The sequence below is a fragment of the Vibrio sp. 10N.222.52.B7 genome, from assembly GCF_041474275.1.
GTDB lineage: Bacteria > Pseudomonadota > Gammaproteobacteria > Enterobacterales > Vibrionaceae > Vibrio > Vibrio crassostreae_C.
In genome coordinates this window covers 1,467-2,386 of record NZ_JBFRTU010000193.1, presented here as the reverse complement: position 1 = coordinate 2,386, position 920 = coordinate 1,467, and the positions used below count along the sequence as shown (strand labels likewise).

Genomic DNA, 920 nt, shown 5'->3' with positions numbered 1-920 from the left:
CAATCTTGATGACAGCATGAACCAAATCCGTGAGTGCGTTGTTATAATAAAACACGAAGGTATAATTAAACAAATCAGGCTTAAGAGTCCATCAACTTGTTCTATTTTGTGTCTTTTAGGCGCGCAAATGATAGCTCAATTCCGTTTCAGTGAAAACTTTTCAGCACACTTCGTTTACATTTTTGCAAGGTAGTTAACATGTCTACTCGCTCACGCAGCGCATCTCGTTCAGACAAACCGGCTCGTTCTGGTGCAACATTAAAACAAAGCGGTAATAGACAAAGCCGAAGCAGTGATAAGAATAACACTGGCAATTCGCACAACAAATCTCACTCAAGCAAGCACCGATATAAAGGCAAGCCTACCAATGCAAAACCTAAGGTTGCGCTCGAAGATCGCAAAGTAATTCTGTTCAACAAGCCTTTCGATACTCTAAGCCAATTTACAGATGGCGAAGGGAGAAAAACGCTAGCGGACTTTATTCCAGTGAAAGACGTTTATGCTGCAGGTCGCCTTGACCGCGACAGCGAAGGGTTAATGGTCTTGACCAACGATGGTATTTTTCAAGCTAAGCTAACTCAACCAAACTCAAAATCCCCAAAGACTTACTGGGTACAGGTTGAAGGCGCACCTTCTGAGGAAGATTTAGATAAATTGAGAAAAGGTGTCGAACTAAAAGACGGCATGACACTGCCCGCTCAGGTTGAGGTGATGTCTGAACCTGTTGTGTGGGATAGAACCCCTCCAGTACGCTTCAGAGCCGCGATACCGACAACATGGTTGGCTATTACAATCATTGAAGGACGTAACCGTCAGGTAAGACGAATGACAGCCAATATCGGCTTCCCTACCCTGCGTCTTATCCGTTACTCAATGGGTAATATGAATGTGGGGCAGCTGCAGCCTGGTGAGTGGAAAGA

At 44.6% G+C, this 920-nt stretch carries 2 protein-coding genes; both read left to right on the top strand.

The features are described 5' to 3' along the window. A partial coding sequence (locus AB4512_RS22300) for a hypothetical protein (RefSeq protein ID WP_372175717.1) occupies nt 1–193 on the top strand: 193 nt, incomplete at its 5' end. A 5-nt stretch (nt 194–198) separates the two neighbouring features. Continuing rightward, nucleotides 199–920 (top strand): pseudouridine synthase (locus AB4512_RS22295; RefSeq protein WP_372175716.1); only part of this gene is annotated, 722 nt, incomplete at its 3' end.